This window comes from Trichocoleus sp. DQ-A1, assembly GCF_039961955.1.
Lineage (GTDB): Bacteria > Cyanobacteriota > Cyanobacteriia > Cyanobacteriales > FACHB-T130 > FACHB-T130.
In genome coordinates, this window is sequence record NZ_JAMPKE010000020.1 from 93,486 (window position 1) to 109,845 (window position 16,360).

Here is a 16,360-nt window from a genome sequence, read left to right on the forward strand (position 1 = left end):
CTATGCAAAATGGGAGGTTAATTAAATCCCCGTTCCTTATTCAATGGAAGCGCTTGTTGCTTCTCGTTCCAAGCTCAGCTTGGGAACGAGCAATTTAGCCGCAGCTTTCCAACTCGCTAAATCGGCAAAAGAGCGATCGCGATAAACTCCATATCGCTCCTGCTTATTGCGAATCCGAGTCGGCAGTTCCGGCAAAATTCCGAAATTAGGCGGCATTGGTTGAAAATGCTTTGATGACGCCGAACTAATAAATTCAAACAACGCCCCCATCATCGTCGTTCCTGGTAGCGTTAGCGGATCTTTGCCTAAAGCCAGCCGCGCCGCATTCGTCCCTGCCAGCCAGCCACCCGCCGCCGCTGCCGTATAGCCCTCAGTCCCCACCAACTGTCCCGCCGCAAGCAACGTGGCGCGTTTGTGGAATTGCAAAGAAGGTTTTAACAGTTGGGGCGCATTAATAAACGTGTTGCGGTGCATCACGCCCAGCCGCACAAACTCAGCATTTTCCAACCCTGGAATCAGCTGAAACACTCTCTTTTGTTCGCCCCAGCGCAAATTCGTCTGAAATCCTACCAGATTCCACAACTGCCCCACCTTATCTTCTTGACGCAACTGCACCACCGCATAAGGACGTTGCGACTGATTTTCTGGAGCGCGGAAATCGCCTTTACGGGCATCAAACAGTCCCACCGGCTTCAACGGGCCATAACGCATCGTATCTTCCCCCCGCTGCGCCAGTTCTTCAATCGGCAGACAAGCTTCAAAAAACTTAGCCGTTTCCCGCTCAAAGTCTTTCAGTTCCGTTTGTTCAGCCTTACAAAGTTCCTGCCTAAAGTGGAGATATTGCTCCCGATTCATCGGGCAATTGAGATAAGCCGCGTCTCCCTTGTCGTAACGAGAAGCCAAGAAAGCCACATCCCGGTTAATCGATTCTCCCACCACAATCGGGCTGGCGGCATCGAAAAAGCTCATGTATTCCATGCCCGTGAACTGCTGCAAATCTTCAGCCAGATCGGGACTGGTTAGCGGGCCACTGGTGAGGACGACAATGCCTTCTGTGGGGATTTGGCGCAATTCACCGCGTCGTAACTCAATCAGGGGATGATTCGCGAGGATTTCTGTCAATTCGCGGCTAAATACGCCCCTATCCACCGCCAAGGCACCCCCAGCGGGAACCGCGTGTTCGTCGGCTTTACTAATAATCATTGAGCCAAGACGACGTAATTCTTCATGCAAAAGACCGGCTGCGCGATCGCTCGACATTGCCCCAAAGGAATTACTGCACACCAATTCTGCCAGGTGTTCGGAGTGATGGGCGGGGCTAAACCGTAACGGTCGCATTTCGTGCAGCACCACTGGCACACCCGCATTCGCAATTTGCCACGCCGCTTCCGTCCCCGCTAAACCACCACCTATCACCTGAATCGGCTGTTTTTCCATTGTTCTTATTCCTTTGCTAATGGCTAATGAGAGTGATGAGTTACAAGAAAATTCTTGAATTCACAACTCATAACTCAGACACGATTCATCGCGTCTCCCTTAAAAATTTTTACCAATTACCAATTACCGTTTACTCAATTATTTGAATCAAACCTTCAACAACTGCGCGAGATTTCCTGGCACTGGCAATAGAATGCTCACTAAAAGCGCCAAAACTAACAATCCCCAGAGATCGCGCTTGTTGTCAAGTTCGCTCACATCATTCAGCGCCGGTTCATCAGAAACTGGCATCAAGAATAAGAATATTGCCCAAATAAACAAATCTGGCTGAACTAAAGACAATCCCAGCATCAACAGTCTGCTAATTTGACCAATCATCGCCCCATTTCGTTGTCCAAACATGGCATGGACAATGTGACCGCCATCCAGATGTCCTACCGGCATCAACTTAAACGCTGTCCAGATAAAACCGATATAAGCCGCCACTCCCACTGGGTGAAGCTTGATTGCCATGTTTGCTGTCAGTTCAGATCCCAGAGCCCATTTACTTAGCAAAGTTAATAACAGGGAAAACCGGGGATTCAAAGAAGTGAAGTTTAAGATACTCGACTGCTCCGACACAGCAACCACATCCGAGTGGGCTAATCCCCAAAACAATAGCGGTAACGTCACCAAAAAACCAGCGACGGAACTAGCAATGCCCAAATCGAATAACGCTTTGCGACTGGGTACGGGCGATCGCCGCCCAATGAACGCTCCAAATGTGCCCAAGAAAAAAGGAACGGGGATAAAGTAAGGCAGCGTGGTGCGAATTTTGTAATATTGGGCACTCAGGTAATGACCGAGTTCGTGGATGCCTAAGATAGCCACCAATGCCAAAGCATAGGGCAGTCCTTTTAACAGCAAAGCTGGGTTAGATTGCAGTGCGGCGTTAGAAACTTCTGAAATTTCCACCCCAACTAAAGTAGTGGTAAACAAAGTTACAAGCAGCAGCCCTAAGGCTAAAGCCGGTCGTTTTAAAGGTTCGGTTTGCTGCTGTGCCTGCGAGTGAGCTTGGGGATTGGGAACCAGTGCGAAGAACGGACTCCCATTCAAACCTTCTTGAAAGACAACAAAGAAGCGATCGCCAAATAATTTCTCAATATTCTCCCGAATTGTCTGGTACGCCACCTCCGGATTCGTTCGCAACTTGCCGCGACAAATTACCGCTTGGGGTCGGTAATCGATGTTCTGGAGGTAATAGATAGACCAGGGAAAGCAATTGCGAAGATTCGTTTCTTCCGTTTTATCAATCGGACGGACAGTACTTCCTGCGTCGCTAGCAGAAACAGGCTGTACCTCAGATGGATTCTGAGCTTGTTCCGCCACCATTTCTTGCGGTTTTGGCGGCGGGGTAAAATCTCGACGCCCCCACTGAATCAGCAGCCAGTACAATATCGGGCAAATGATAAACGGGGCAATCTCCAAAGCTGGCGGCATTCGCTTATCTTCACCGTAGACCAAAATCCAGGCACTCCAAATGAATGCCGGTGTCATCATCACCATCCACAAAAGCCAGATTGGGGTTCGGGTGATGCTGGCAACACTGCGCTTCACGATGAAGTAAGTAAACAGTCCTAGTAACAGTAGGAGCAACCAGAGTTCCATGATCTAAATCTGAATTGGTCTACAGGAGAATTAACTGGCTAGCAATTAGCCATTCCAGATTGGCAATTAACGTGCCAGCCAATTGCTTAAAAGAGCAAAGTGCAAGCAGATTCTCCAGAATACAGCGCCACCATCCCGACTTATAACCCCTCGAAGGAACAGCCGCATCCAGCACGTAAAACTTTAACGGGCTATCCTTGACACCATCCTTAACACCATTTGTGCATCTCCACCCAATCGGGACACATCGGATGGAACACCCCATTCCATTGTAGAAAACCCAGGGGATATCCCGACCGATTGTTTTGAAGGTTTGCCGAAAAGAAAGTCGGGAGTCGCTAGATGTCGCTAGATTTTATTGATTCTTTGCGACCGATTCTCTCTCACCCCTTCACTTTGGATTTTGGGCTAGAAGATAAACCACGAATACCGTTCCCGCATCTACCTCTGAATGGAAGCTAATCGTGCCGCCATGCATCTCCACCAACTGGCGAGTTAAAGCCAATCCCAACCCAGTCCCTTCGTGCTGCCGATGCAGAGAGCTATCAATTTGTTGAAACGCCTCAAACAAAAGATGCTGTTTCTCCATCGGAATCCCAATTCCCGTGTCTGCCACCTCAATCATCGCCTGGTTACTTTCACACTGCATCCGCAGCCATACCTCACCCCCTGGTGGTGTGAACTTTACCGCATTCGAGAGTAGATTCAGCAAGATTTGCCGCACGCGCCGTTCATCCCCCCAAAATTCATCGGCGGGAGGCAACTCAGCGAAATCCCCTGTTAGCTTCACCTGTTGGACTTGAGCCTTTTCTTGCAGCAGTTCCAAACTTTCAATCCCTACCTGACGCAGAGAAAACTGACTGAGGGTTAAAGACGCCTTACCGGATTCAATCTTAGATAAATCGAGAATATCGTTAATCAGCTGCAACAGGTGCTGTCCGCTATTGTGAATAATCTTGAGATATTCTTTCTGTTTTCCGCTCAGTTCGCCAAAATACGGTTGCATTAAAGCGGAGGACATCCCAATCACAGATGTGAGCGGTGTCCGCAATTCATGACTCATGGTTGCTAGAAACTCAGTTTTCGCCTGAGAAGCTGCATTCGCAGCAGTCAAGGCATCTTGCAACTGCTCGGTTCTCAGAGATAGCGCCTGCTTCGTCTCCACTAGCTCCGTAATTTCACGGAAAGTCCCCAAGCAAGCATAAACCTCACCATTAGAGTGCTTCAACGGCACTCTGGAAGTGTCGAAGTGGTGAATCCCATCTGGGAAAACTAGGGTTTCCTGTTCGTGTAGCGTTTCTCCCGATTCAAAAACCCGCAAATTTTGTTTGGCAAACGACTTAGCAATCAGAGGCGGGAAGCATTCTAGAATCGACCGATCCTGAACGGCATATCGGTTGTCAAACCCCATCCTTTGAGCAAAAGCATGATTGCAAAAGCGCAGACGCAGATTCTCGCGCTCGACCACAAAAATGTAGTCTGGGTGAGCATCAAAGAAACTTTCCAGCTCAGCGGTGCGTTCTCGTACCAAGGCTTCTAGGGTTTGGTTTTGCGCCTGAATTTGTTGGTAAAGGGTTGCTTGGTAGATAGCGATCGCTAGTTGGTCGGCAACGGTCGTGATAAATCTTAACTCCGACTCGTGCCAGTAACGGGGAAATTGATCCTGAGCGAAGGTTAAGCAGCCCCAAATCTTTTGCTGTCGGTGAATTGGCACCATTAACCAAGCGCCCGGATATTTTGCCGCCAAAGAGCGATTCATCGGGTCATCCACTAAGCGCGTATCGCTCACCTGGACAACCTGTAGATTTCGCAGCGTTCTGGAACAACAGTTTTTTTGATCGGGAACGATCAAGTTCATGGCTGTGAGGATATCAGCATGAGCGCGATATTCAGTCAGCGGCTTCCAACACTGCTGTTCCTCTAAATACTGAAAAATCAAACATCGATCTGCCACCAAAAGATGACCCAGTTCCAGCGTCACCGTTTCAAAGATATGGGACAGTTCTAAAGAAGCCCGGATTTGGGCAACCAGCCGATTTAATAGCGCCGCATGAGTAATTCGTTCCTCCGCTTGCTGGTAAAGCGTCGCCAGGTTGTGTCCTCGCTCTACCAATTGCAGCGCCAGATGCAGTAATTGCCGCTCTCCCGGTTGCCACTCCCGCTTCTCATCCCATTGCTCAAGCAGTAGCAAACCAACCAGTCCAGACGCACCGTGTAGAGATGCCATCTCTCGCGGCTCGATTTTCTGCGGGTGTGTATGCAACCAGGTCAAAAAGATAGATTCGGCAGCCGTTGAGCCAATGTTTCGCTCAGTTGCCCAAGGATTGCCCTGATGATGTTTGAGAAGGCACTGTTCGATGTTTGCCCATTCAGGATCGTGAGTTTGCCGAGCCGAAAGGGGGATAGATGAATCGTGGGCGATCGCACTCCACAAGGTACGCTCATCTTTGGCGCTATAGAACGCAATTAAACACCGACTAACCCCAAAAGTCTCTTGAATCAACACCGCCGAACGCTGCAAAATTACCTGCGCTCCCTGGCTTGACCAGCTAATTCGTAGCAGTTCTTGGAGTAACTTTTCTGGCTGTTGCCAACTCGGCACTACAGCCTGGGGAATGGGGGGTTGGACAAGGTGCGCCTGGATTCCCGGCTCCCTCAACAAGGCGGTTTTAATCTGAATGTCGGTTGTAGGATTGCCGATTAAACTCGCCCCAGCACTGCTACAAGCATTTGTATCTGCTTTTTCTGGAGTCTGAGTGCTAATTTGACTGGTTAAGATAGCACTCACCAGCGTTGATGTGAATTCGCTCTGCAAAGCTGGGAGATTGGGTTGAGGGAACCAATCGGCAATGGCTCGCTCGAAAAGAGGGGAGATTTCTGGGGTTAAGTGCAACCCGCGAGAAATTTCGGCGCAAATACTGCCCACAATCGCCGGATCGAAGCCAAAACACAGCTCGTAAGGATTGGCGTTTAGTTCAGAATTCTCAGTGGTTTTGTAGCTGTGCAACATCACATTGAAGCGATCGCCCAGTCCCAAAATTACCAACGAGGGCACCTTGCTTTGAGTCTCTGGAGTTGAGCTAAGGGTTCGAGTTAACTTCCGCAGCTTCAACGAACAAGGCAACCATCTGTGTTGATTCTCACATTTATTCTCGCAATGGGTTGCTGATGGCTTCCCCATTGCCAGATTCAAAAAACAGTTGGGCGGGGTCAGCAGCTCCGGCAAGCCCAAAGCACCTGCTTCTGGGGATGCATACCCGCACCGCGCTCCTTTTGATTGTCTCTCCGGGCACAGGTCGCTCGGAGTAAAGTCAGACTTACCCCCGGCGATGAGTACCACTCTGGAATCTGGTTGTGAAGCTAAAAACTTCAGCAATGAGTGGGCAACAGATAAAACTGTTGACCGACTGATAGAGTATCTAAGATCGTTTGCCAGGAAAACCATGAGCGCGATCGCTATATTTAGGGGTAAAAACTCTCACCAGTGGTAGGCGTGCCTTAAAAATTAAGCAATCGCATGGGCCCGTGCGATCGCAGTTAAAACCCACTCAGCCTCAGATTTTTCTAGAATCTATTTCCACTCAAGCCGAGCATTGCTTGATTCCCAATTTACACTGCTCTTTCATTGTGGAATCAAACTTACTGCACTCGCTTCGGTAAATGCACTATTAAGTTTTATCTAGATTTTCTTTTTTTGCGATTTTGGTATTACTCACAACAGAAATAAAAAAACTGAAGGCTGTTATTATCAGCCGTTAGGCGATATCCGTTAATGTTTATAGTCGTTGTGTTCGGTGCCAAGCACGGACTAAGCACTAAGCAAGAATTCTCTCAATCCATCTGCCCCTGAAGCACCTGTGCCTCTTCAGTTCCTCAGTCCTAACTCCTAACTCCTCAGTCCTAACTCCTAACTCCTCAGCCCTCAGCCCTAACTCCTCAGCCCTAACTCCTCAGTCCTAACTCCTCAGCCCTCAGTCCTCAGTCCTAACTCCTGAATCAAGCCGCATCCGCAACGACCGCATTAGCGGTTAACACCTCCAACGCCGTTTTGTATTGCTGGTCTGCTTCCGTACCCACCTGGTCAAGCGTAATTGGCTCCAGAGGCACTTCCCGATCTGGCGTAATGCCTAGCTTGTTAATATCGTGATGGTTTGGCGTTTCGTACTTGGCAACCGTCACCGCCAATCCTGACCCATCTGAGAGGTCAAACAAAGATTGAATTAAGCCTTTGCCAAAAGTTCGAGCGCCTACCAATTGAGCGCGACCATTGTCTTGAAGTGCCCCAGCCAGAATCTCGCTCGCACTGGCGCTTCCCTGATTCACTAAAACAACGAGAGGAGCGTGGGTAAGAGCTGGTGCAGACGCCTCAAAACTGCCCAGAATGCCTTGTCGGTTGACCGTATAGACAATCGTGCCTTCATCCAACCACATCCGAGCAATCTCAATGCCTGCCTGCAAAAGCCCTCCTGGATTATTTCTCAAATCGAGCAGATAAGCTTGTGCACCTTGTTTCTCCAACTTGGTGACGGCATTCGCCAGCTCAGTTGGGGCATTGGCACTAAACTGACTCAGGCGAATGTAACCCACCGGGAGGCGAGAACTGCTGGAATCTAAGACTGCATAAACGGGGTTGAGGGCAATTCGCGATCGCACTAGCGTAATTTCTTCAGGCGTTTTTGTCTCCCGTTGCATCAGGAGCCTTACCTCTGTGCCCGCAGCGCCCCGCATCCTCGCGGCGGCTTCATCGAGGGTCAGTTGGGCACTCTGGATGCCATCAATTTCCAGGATGCGATCGCGCGATCGGATTCCCGCCTTCGCAGCAGGCGAACCGTCAATCGGTGCCACCACTTGCAACTCGCCCGTCTCGGCATCAAGGGCAATTTGCAGTCCCACCCCTTGAAGCTCTCCGGAAGTATTCACCTGTAAACTTCGGTACTGGTCGGGTTTTAAAAACCGCGTGAACGGATCTTCCAGAGTTTTGAGCATATTTTGAATTGCCGTGTAAGTCGCCTCACGATTAGACAGAGGCTGCTTGATCGCCTTCTGACGAGCCATCCACCAGTTTTGTTGATTGAAACTGTCATCCACGTAAGCATAGTTGACAATTCGCCATGCTTCCGATAAAAGCTGCTGTTCCTCCGTTAAAGCGATCGCTGGCGAAGTCCACCAACTTAACGTAAAGATAGTTTGTATGATTAGTACGAATACAACCCTTAACACTCGTTTGTGCATGACACAGAATCCCCCTTTCGGGCTATGTTACATTTTTTGTAGAGGCTACGCCTAGACTTCTCTCTATCGCGGTGTCTACCGATCCCCATTGCAGCTTCATGCCCCCGAAAAGAGCGGAAAACTGTCTCATGGGGTTGGCTCGTGTCAAAAACAGCAATAAATTTTTAGGAACTCTGGGTTCATGTTTTCTAAGCAGGTAACTGATTCAAAAGCCTACAACTGGTTTGAGGAGCGTCTGGAGATTCAGGCGCTTGCCGATGACGTCAGCAGCAAGTATGTGCCTCCCCACGTAAATATCTTCTACTGCCTGGGTGGAATTACACTGACTTGCTTTTTGATCCAGTTTGCCACTGGATTCGCTATGACGTTTTACTACAAGCCGACCGTCACCGAGGCTTTTTCCTCTATCCAGTACCTGATGACGGACGTCAACTTCGGTTGGCTGATTCGCTCCATCCACCGCTGGTCTGCCAGCATGATGGTGCTGATGATGATTTTGCACACCTTTCGGGTTTACCTCACAGGCGGTTTCAAAAAGCCCCGCGAGTTGACCTGGGTGACGGGTGTGACTCTGGCTGTGATCACCGTTTCTTTCGGCGTCACCGGCTATTCACTTCCTTGGGATCAGGTTGGTTACTGGGCCGTTAAGATTGTCTCTGGCGTCCCTGCTGCGATTCCCTTGGTCGGCGATCAAATCGTCGAGCTGATGCGCGGGAGTACCAGTGTTGGACAAGCCACTCTAACACGCTTCTACAGCCTGCATACCTTTGTGCTGCCTTGGCTGATTGCCGTCTTCATGTTGCTGCACTTCTTGATGATTCGCAAGCAAGGCATCTCTGGCCCATTGTAAAGAGTACTGAGTGCTGTAGAGACGGGATATCTCCGTCCCTACAGCAGGGCAGGAGATATCTAGCCCATGTCCAGCGCCCAATGGGGAGAGGAGAGAAAGTGGGAAAGTCATTTTTCTTCCCTGCATCATCTATCCTCCTATTACCCCCTGACCACTTTGCCTCTTGCTTAGCTCAAAGCTTTCAAAACGCATAGGAGAACACATAGAACAATGGGAACCCAAAAAAAGCCGGATCTAACCGATCCGCAGTTACGTGAAAAACTTGCCAAAGGCATGGGTCATAACTACTATGGCGAACCCGCTTGGCCCAACGACCTACTCTACATTTTCCCTGTAGTAATTATGGGGACGATTGCACTGTGTACGGGTCTGGCTGTGCTTGACCCAGCGATGATTGGCGAACCGGCAAACCCCTTTGCCACTCCTCTGGAAATTCTCCCAGAATGGTACTTCTGGCCTGTTTTCCAAATTCTGCGGATTTTACCCAATAAACTGCTGGGTATCGCCTGCATGGCAGGGATTCCTTTGGGCTTGATTCTCGTTCCCTTCATTGAGAACGTCAACAAATTCCAAAATCCCTTCCGTCGGCCAGTCGCCACGGCGGTTTTCCTGTTTGGAACCTTCTTTACCCTCTGGTTGGGTATTGGTGCCACCTTCCCCATTGACAAATCTCTGACATTGGGTCTGTTTTAAGACAATTATTTGTTACCTTTGACGCCTGTGGGTTTCAAAAGCAGTGCTTTTGTGCTGCTTTTGAAGCATCTACAGGCGTTAAGTATTATCTGGTCGCTTCCGAAAAAGCAAAGTATAAAAGAACATAGGATGTAGCTGCCTGAACCCAACTCCAGCCCCAACGCAACATTAAGTGGTTAAACTCGACTCATGGCAAAGACAGCGCTAATTACAGGAATCACTGGGCAAGACGGCTACTATCTCAGCCGTTTACTCTTGAAACGGGGTTATCGGGTGGCTGGGTTGGTACCGCTGCACCGCCAATCCAGTCTGGCTAAACTGGGTTCCCTCGCCAGCCAAATTGAGGTTTGTGCGGTTGACATGAGGGATAGCGCGACTCTGTTGGAAGTGGTGGAACAACTACAGCCTCAAGAAATTTATAATTTAGCAGCTCCCAGTTTCGTCCCAGATTCGTGGCAAGACCCGCTGGGAACGCTGGACTTGGTAACGGGTACGGCGACCAGGCTGTTAGATGCAGTGCGTCTGGCTGGATTGAACACGCGATTTTATCAAGCCAGCAGTTCCGAGATGTTTGGGCAGGTGGATCGGTCGCCTCAAGATGAGAATACGCCTTTTCGTCCGATGAACCCTTACGCAGCGGCAAAGTTGCACGCCCATTGGACGATGGTACATCACCGACAGCGCTACGGTTGGTTTGCCTGTAGCGGTATTTTATACAACCACGAGTCATCGAGACGACCTCCAAATTTTGTCACGCGGAAGGTGTCTTTAGCGGCAGCATCGATTAAATTGGGATTAAGCGATCGCCTGGAAATGGGCAACCTGGACGCCAAACGCGACTGGGGTTATGCTGGCGATCATGTGGAAGCAATGTGGCGGATGTTGCAGGCAGATGAACCGGAAGACTACGTGATTGGGACGGGTCAGTTACACAGCGTTCGGGAATTGGTGGCGACTGCTTTTGAGTGTGTGGGGCTAGATTGGACTCGTTATGTCGTTGTCGATCCCAAGTTTCTGCGATCGGATGAACATTTCTATCTGGTGGCAAATCCAGAGAAAGCCAAGCGCCAACTCAACTGGGAACCGCAAGTTAGCTTCGAGGGTCTTTTGGAAAAAATGGTGTTGAAGGACTTGGAACGTTTACAAAGTGCTGAGGTGCCGTCCATCGCCCAGATGGAACAAAACTCCTAAAATTCATGGGTATTGAAGTGGGAGAAAAGATAGATTATTTAGAGCCGACTGTTAAACCAGTCGCTAACCATATATTTATTTTTCTGGAAGTTTTTGGGTGCGAAGGGGGCATTCAATCCTACGTTAAGGATATTTTGCAGTCTTATACCTCATTGGGAAATCAAGCCAAAGGCGAGGTATTTTTGCTACGGGATAGCGTTGGATGCCCAAATCCCTTTGAGGGAAAAAACCTCAAATTTCATTATCTCAAAAGCCAAAATCCCCAAAAGGGACGCTTAAGGCTAGCAACTTCACTGCTAGCTTGTCTGTTACAACGCCGTCCCCATCATGTTTTTTGCGGTCATATTAATCTGTCACCGCTGGTGAGGCTGCTGTGTCAGCCGCTGGGGATTCCCTATACGGTGCTGACTTACGGAAAAGAATTTTGGGAACCCTTAGCCAATCAAGAACGAAGGGCACTCAAGCAGGCGGAGGGAATTTGGACAATTAGTCGCTATAGCCGCGATCGCGCCTGCGCGGTGAATGACCTAGACCCCAAGAAAGTGCAAATGCTACCCTGTGCGGTGGATGGGAATTACTTTACTCCAGGCCCGAAGCCACCCGCATTGATCGAACGGTATAATCTTGGCGGTGCCGAAGTTTTGATGACTGTAGCGCGGCTGTGGTCGGGCGATATCTACAAAGGCGTAGATGTTACCATTCGAGCCATCCCTGCGATCGCCCAAGTATTTCCAGAAGTCAAATATTTGGTGATCGGTCGTGGCGACGATCAACCCCGACTGGCACAGCTTGCCAAAGATTTAGGAGTTGCCGACCGGGTTGTCTTTGCCGGGTTCGTTCCCACCGAAGACCTGGTAGACCATTACCGCGTCGCTGATGCTTACATCATGCCTTCCCAAGAAGGCTTCGGCATTGTCTATTTAGAGGCGATGGCTTGTGGCATCCCCGTCCTATCCGGTAACGATGATGGCTCCGCCGATCCCCTTCAGGATGGACGTTTAGGCTGGCGCGTCCCCCATCGCAATCCAGAAGCCGTGGCAAATGCCTGTATTGAAATCCTCAAAGGGGACGACCAGCGCTGCAACTCTCAGTGGTTGCGAGAACAAAGCCTCACCTTGTTTGGCAAAGATGCCCTTGCCCAGCAGTTAAAACAATTGCTTGTTTAAATGCGATTAGGCACGTTTGAAAATCAATACTGAACGGCCTCTGTTCTCAGAGAGAATCGATTCTGATTTAGGATGGAAGTAGTCCATACTACCTTGCTTTTGTTGGAGACTGCCGTGAACCAGAACAGCCCCAATTCCTTTCAATTCAAGCTTTCTGGGGTCGGCTCTTGGCTTACCTTGCTGCTCATCATTTGGTTGCTGGGGTCGATTGGGCTTGGCTGGTTGGTAAAATCTTTTCTAATTCTGATAGGTTTAATCCTCGTCGCACCAGTCCTTGCCTTCCTGGGCTTTCGCTGGTGGTTGCAACGCAACCTCATTGCCGACCAGTGTCCCGTCTGTAGCTATGAATTTACAGCTTTGAATCGAACCGAGTGCCAGTGCCCCAATTGTGGCGAGTCGCTCAAAATCGAACAGGGACACTTTAACCGTTTGACGCCTCCCGGAACGATTGACGTTGAAGCCGTTGAGGTATCTGCCCGCTCTTTGGAAGACTAGAACAAAATCAAGTTATTCGTCACTCGTTTTTGATTGATTACGACTGACGAATGACTGATTATTTAGTCTGTCCAGTAATCGATAGAGTATAAGGATGGGTGCCACCCGCGCGATCGCCGACATAAACGTTATAATCCCCCCGAAGCCAAACTCCTGAAATCTCCGGCTTATCTCCAGAAACACTATCTGCCAACACGCAGAATCGTCCTCCTGGGCCATCAACCAGAAGCGTAGGCTCGCCACTGCTTTGGATACTCAACCGCAAGTAATCGATCCGATCTGCCGTTACCCGAACAACTTGATTCGGGGTTTGGGAGATATAACCGCAATTACTACTTGTTTGACCGCCAGAAGCCCCGTTGAGGACGACCGGATCGTTCGACAACTTCGACGACAGTTCTAACACTGGGGCATCACTACGAGCCGCCCCAGCGCCTGTTAAGATTAACGCCAAGGTTGTGGGAATAACTATCCATTTGCGAAGCATCTTCATTTCGTCATCCCCTTGCCTTTTTAAGGAAGTCTTACTATAAGTGTCCTACAGAAGTAAATAAAGGTGTTTCGAGTGTGTTCCTTTTCTTAAAGTGTCACGTATCTGAGAGGGCGCTAAAATTTCTTCTTTTTTAAGTCATGGTGTTGCTAAAACAAACTTTTGTTTAAATCACCAAGACAATACATGCTTGACTGTCAGTTTTTCATTTGTAACCGTCATTTTCGTCACTCACTATAAAAACAAAAGATGAATCCTCAAGAAAATCAAGACTGGGAGCGTAAACTCCAAGAACTAGATGCTCAAATCAATCAGAGCAACCCTCCCGCGCCAATGATAGAAACCGAACCGGGGAAACCTCTCCAGGTTCAACCTAAAGAATCTCAATCAATTCAGTCTCTGTTCAACAAAATTGCTAACTGGTTTCAAGGGCTTCCTGGTGCTGGTAAAGTTGCTGTTGTCGCCGTCGCGGCTTTGGTTGGTTTTGGGCTAATCAGAAGCGTTTTGTATCTAGTTGCATCCCTGATAAGTCTCGGCATCTTGGCAGGATTAGTCTATTTGGCGTACAAACTGTTTATTGCCCCCAAGTCCCCCGATTAGCAAGTCTTAATTTTTTGGGTAGCAATGAGGACTATGGACTCCGGACGAGTATAGTCATCTAAGGACGTAGGGCAGGTTCATTACTAATGCGGACCTTTACCAGCAAAATAAGGGTTGCCTGCCCGGACAAAATCTGCTAGAAGCGAACAGCTAACTGCTATTTGTGGAATGCTCGAATGGCTACCCAAAGCGTGAAAAAAAGCTCGAATCGCAAAAGCCCGTCTTGGCGGATACAGATGCACCGACTACCACTGGGTACCCGACGGGGTGCTGCCACGATTGTGGAAGTCTCGCTGGTGGTTGCGAGTGCTTTAGTTCCCTATAGCATCGGTCTTGCCGCCAAGTTTTGTACGAATGCTGGCGCGTGTGTCTCTCCGGAAACCGTTCCTCTCAACCCAGTGCTAGCAACCACCGAGGATGCGATCGCTCAAACGTTGGCAATTCCCCGGCGCGCAAGCAACCAACGGGTTGCTCCACTCACCAATTTGTTTTGGTGCGGGGCGCTGGTGGCTCCTGTCCTGGTCGTAGGCTGGCAACTGTATAAATTGGGAAAAACCGGGCAAACTTCGCCCAAGGGCTGGCTAGGCGTCCAAGTAGTACAAGCATCAGGTGACCCGCCAGGATTGATTCGCGCGATTTGGAGAGAGGGAGTCGGCAGGTGGGGATTGCCGCTTTCGACGGCTTATCTGATTTGGCGCTACAGCGGTGCTTTTCCGGATTTGGGGATTTTGCTGGGATTGTCTGCTTTGATGTGGCTGGGGGAAAATGCGATCGCGCTGTTCAATCCCGAACGTCGCACCTTGCACGATAGAATCGCTGGAACCTTTGTCATCGATGGAGCCAGGGCTTTTGTACCCGATCGGTCGCGGAATGCTCCTCAGTTAAACCAATTGCCGGGAACCGAACAGCCAGCGAAGCGAGCAAGGGAAACCATCACAAGCATTGCCCTGACTTCTCAATCTTCCAAACCCTCTTCCAAGCGATCGCTGCATCTTTGGGATTGGATGCGCCAAAACCCCAGTCTGACGCTGATAATTGTCGGCTTTTCTTGCATGAGTGCTGTCTTGGGAACCTTCGTCGGCACTCAAATGTACATTCAAAGTCAGGCAAATTGGCGCTCGTCCAAGCAACAGAATAACAAAGTGTTTTTGGCGCTGGTCGAGCGGTTAAGTCAATCTTCCCCTAACCAATTAGAAGAACGACGGAGTGCTATTCTGGCGCTGGCAAGGTTGGACGACTCGCGGGCGATTCCCTTCTTAGTAGATTTGCTGGGTCAAGAAAGGGTACCTGCTTTGATGGAGACAATTGGGCAAACCTTAGTCAGTACGGGTCCGGAAGCTTTACCCTACTTGCAGCGCTTAAATCTTTCCCTGCAAAAGGACGAAGCGCTGCTGCAAGGAAGTGGATTCGTAGAGCGACAGTTGATTGCAAGGCGGCTCGTGGGCACTCAACGCGCGATCGCTAAAATTCTCAGCATCTACCCCACTCAAGTCCACAAGGTCGATCTCAGTCGCACCGACCTCGCACAGGTACGCCAAGAGCCTGCTCCATTTACTCTGGTTCTAGACAAAGCTGACCTTTCTGGGATTCTCTTCAAAGGAGCCTCCCTCACAGGTGCCAGTTTACGGAATAGCCGCTTCTTGGGTGCCGGTGAGGATGGGCGTCTGGGCACCTTTGACGATTGGATTACCGACTTCAATGGAGCCGATCTTAAAGAAGCGAACCTCAGTGGCGCTCTTTTGAGCCGTGTCCCCCTGAATCGCACCAACCTAATCCGTGCCACCTTGAATCGGGCTAATTTGTCCCAGGCTCAACTCGTCGGAGCCAACCTCAGTAGTGCCAAGCTAATCGGTGCAGATTTGCGTCAAGCCGTCTTAGAAAATGCCAGCCTGACGGGTGCAGATTTAGCCAATGCCAACTTTACCCAGTCCAATCTCTCTAGCGCCCGTCTCGGACAAGTTAGCGCTGTCGGGGCTAAGTTTCCCTTTGCGCTGCTGACGAACTCCAACTGGCAAGGAGCAGACCTTTCGGAAGCAGATTTTCAGAACGCCAATCTCCAAAAAGCCGATCTCAGCGCCACCAGGCTGGTTGGTGCCAATCTTGCTCAGGCTCAGCTGCAAAATGCCAATTTACAAAACACAAATCTGAGTGCGGCAGACCTGCGCGGGGCGAATCTCGCAGGAGCTAATTTGAAGGGGGCAACCTTTGCCGCCCCAAAACCCGTGCAGTCGGATCAATTCATTCAAGAGGCACCCAATGCAGCATCCTTAGCTCGCGTTCAAGGCGTCGATTTTTCTCAAGTGAAAAATTTAGATGCCAAGCAAATTGGCTTGATTTGCGACCAAGGAGGGCGTCATCCTCGCTGTCAGTAAATCAGGCAGAAGGGCACCTAGAAACCGCAAGATCCAGCGAGCAGGAAAGTGCTCTAGGGTAGATTGGGCATATGGGTAGTGCTAAAGAAGTAATGATGCATTGTAATGATGGATGAAGTACCAAATTGCGCCAAGGTGATTCTCTAATGACTTTGAAAACGACAGGGTTTTGCGGACTAATCGAGAA

13 protein-coding genes and 1 pseudogene are annotated in these 16,360 nt (G+C 49.7%); 7 read left to right on the plus strand and 7 right to left on the minus strand.

The features are described from left to right. Positions 1-36: 36 nt before the first annotated feature. From trmFO to ctpA, 5 genes are all read right to left on the minus strand, one after another. A complete protein-coding gene (gene trmFO, locus NDI33_RS18550; RefSeq protein ID WP_190430662.1) occupies positions 37-1,437 on the minus strand; it encodes an FADH(2)-oxidizing methylenetetrahydrofolate--tRNA-(uracil(54)-C(5))-methyltransferase TrmFO in 1,401 nt (466 codons plus the stop codon). 147 nt (positions 1,438-1,584) lie between these two features. Next, positions 1,585-3,084 carry a site-2 protease family protein gene (locus NDI33_RS18555; protein ID WP_190430663.1) on the minus strand — a complete coding sequence of 500 codons (1,500 nt, stop codon included), beginning with the start codon at positions 3,082-3,084 and terminating at the stop codon, positions 1,585-1,587. A 19-nt stretch (positions 3,085-3,103) separates the two neighbouring features. Beyond that, entirely contained in the window at positions 3,104-3,349 is a 246-nt protein-coding gene (locus tag NDI33_RS18560) for a hypothetical protein (protein ID WP_190430664.1), read from the minus strand. Between the two features lie 126 nt (positions 3,350-3,475). Continuing rightward, complete coding sequence (locus tag NDI33_RS18565; protein WP_190676464.1) at positions 3,476-6,424, minus strand: ATP-binding protein; 2,949 nt, start codon at positions 6,422-6,424, stop codon at positions 3,476-3,478. Between the two features lie 656 nt (positions 6,425-7,080). After that, positions 7,081-8,316 (minus strand): carboxyl-terminal processing protease CtpA, encoded by a 1,236-nt coding sequence (gene ctpA / locus NDI33_RS18570; protein WP_190414394.1) that lies wholly within the window; start codon positions 8,314-8,316, stop codon positions 7,081-7,083. A 181-nt stretch (positions 8,317-8,497) separates the two neighbouring features. Between ctpA and petB the strand changes: the two genes are divergently transcribed. The 5 genes from petB (at position 8,498) to NDI33_RS18595 (ending at position 12,711) form a co-directional block, all read left to right on the plus strand. After that, a complete protein-coding gene (gene petB, locus NDI33_RS18575; RefSeq protein WP_190414393.1) occupies positions 8,498-9,166 on the plus strand; it encodes a cytochrome b6 in 669 nt (222 codons plus the stop codon). Between the two features lie 210 nt (positions 9,167-9,376). Next, a complete protein-coding gene (gene petD / locus NDI33_RS18580) occupies positions 9,377-9,859 on the plus strand; it encodes a cytochrome b6-f complex subunit IV (protein WP_190414392.1) in 483 nt (160 codons plus the stop codon). A 189-nt stretch (positions 9,860-10,048) separates the two neighbouring features. After that, positions 10,049-11,050, plus strand: coding sequence for a GDP-mannose 4,6-dehydratase (locus NDI33_RS18585; RefSeq protein WP_190676466.1), 1,002 nt, complete (start codon positions 10,049-10,051; stop codon positions 11,048-11,050). Between the two features lie 5 nt (positions 11,051-11,055). After that, positions 11,056-12,216: a glycosyltransferase family 4 protein gene (locus NDI33_RS18590; protein ID WP_190676468.1), complete on the plus strand. Its 1,161-nt coding sequence runs from the start codon at positions 11,056-11,058 to the stop codon at positions 12,214-12,216. Positions 12,217-12,330: 114 nt separating this feature from the next. Then, positions 12,331-12,711 carry a hypothetical protein gene (locus NDI33_RS18595; RefSeq protein WP_190414389.1) on the plus strand — a complete coding sequence of 127 codons (381 nt, stop codon included), beginning with the start codon at positions 12,331-12,333 and terminating at the stop codon, positions 12,709-12,711. 58 nt (positions 12,712-12,769) lie between these two features. Here the strand turns inward: NDI33_RS18595 and NDI33_RS18600 are convergent, their stop codons facing one another. Continuing rightward, entirely contained in the window at positions 12,770-13,204 is a 435-nt protein-coding gene (locus NDI33_RS18600; protein WP_190526312.1) for a hypothetical protein, read from the minus strand. Between the two features lie 246 nt (positions 13,205-13,450). On the opposite strand from NDI33_RS18600, the gene NDI33_RS18605 reads away from it, so the two are divergent. After that, the gene (locus NDI33_RS18605) at positions 13,451-13,801 is read left to right on the plus strand and encodes a hypothetical protein (protein ID WP_190414387.1); all 351 of its coding nucleotides are present in this window, start codon (positions 13,451-13,453) and stop codon (positions 13,799-13,801) included. Between the two features lie 176 nt (positions 13,802-13,977). Next, positions 13,978-16,173 carry a pentapeptide repeat-containing protein gene (locus NDI33_RS18610; protein ID WP_190676470.1) on the plus strand — a complete coding sequence of 732 codons (2,196 nt, stop codon included), beginning with the start codon at positions 13,978-13,980 and terminating at the stop codon, positions 16,171-16,173. Between the two features lie 81 nt (positions 16,174-16,254). On the opposite strand, the pseudogene NDI33_RS18615 reads toward NDI33_RS18610, so the two are convergent. Further along, a pseudogene (locus NDI33_RS18615) lies at positions 16,255-16,360 on the minus strand (IS1 family transposase); the annotation flags it as partial.